1 protein-coding gene and 1 pseudogene are annotated in these 1,132 nt (G+C 41.2%); both read right to left on the bottom strand.

Annotated features, from left to right (window positions below; translation table 11 throughout):
* A pseudogene (locus R7R78_RS24245) lies at nucleotides 1-150 on the bottom strand (FAD-dependent oxidoreductase); the annotation flags it as partial.
* 536 nt (nucleotides 151-686) lie between these two features.
* The coding region (ycfP, locus tag R7R78_RS24240) for an alpha/beta hydrolase YcfP (RefSeq protein ID WP_225474388.1) at nucleotides 687-1,132 on the bottom strand (446 nt) is incomplete at its 5' end.

The following is a 1,132-nucleotide window of genomic DNA, read 5'->3' as shown; positions in this document are numbered from 1 at the left end:
AACTTCATGCAACAGTGGTTTCCACAAGTGGCGCGCTTTACGGTCTACTAGCGTAATTTGCGCACGGTTCTTACGACCAAGAGTACGGCCAAGCTTAGTCGCCAACTCAAGGCCACCAGCACCGCCGCCTACAACGATAATGCGTGTCACAATGATTTTCCTCTACAAAAATGAATATATGGGGTTCAGCCCGATGTCTCACTTACAGCAAATCTGCAGTAAAACATCCAACCGATGAATTCTTGGTTCTTAGAGGTGTCTCAGCTTGTTTGGATTAAAACGGATGCCTATGTTTTTCGTTGTTATTACTGTTTGTTCATTGGGCATCATTTACATCGCCTGAAACATACGATTCCAGACAAAAGTGGGCAAGTTTCTCACTCACTCTCAATTTTTTTTGATATTTATCAAATTATTTTAGTCCGGTTCATTATATAGAGCCATCCTTTGAAGGCAACCAAAATCCTTACTCTGGATGCGGATTGACTACTTTTCGACTACTCTACAACAAGGTATTCGTGCCACATAGTTCATCAGTAAGAAAACCATAGAAAGAACACAATATTCTTGCCTTTAAACGGCTGAAAATGTGAGCTGGAATAATCCAGCAAAAAGCGAAATGGGACAGATAGAAAAACAGCACTGCAAGCAGTGCTGTTTAAATCGTAAACAATGAGTTTTGCATACTAGGTATTTTTGAACTCTTTCATCGCTTGAAGATGCTGAGAGATTTTCTTGAACTTATGTGACTGCGATTCATCCCAGATGATGTCGTAGTGCTTTTCTAACTCAGAAGCCGTTTTTGTATTGTCATGAATTTCATCTTCTTTCGACAAAATCACTAAACAGCGCCCTTGGTTTTTAGCTCTGAACTGATCTACACACTTCGTTGCAATATCTTCGTATTCTTCTGGGCGATCGATGCGACCAGCCATGGTGTTTTCTGGATGTAAGTTCGGATTGAACATCACTTGCTTAATACCACACAAGAAACCAATACGCTCAGACCAATACCCACCAAGGCCAACCCCACAGATAAGTGGATTAGGATCATCAGACTGATCGATAACCTTCGACACTTCTTTTAGCAGGTGCTGCATGTCATGTTTAGGATGAAGCGTGCTGTAATTAA

It is taken from the genome of Vibrio sp. 2134-1, from assembly GCF_033339495.1.
Note: the sequence above shows the minus strand (reverse complement) of the source record. Positions and strands in the feature narration are given on the sequence as shown.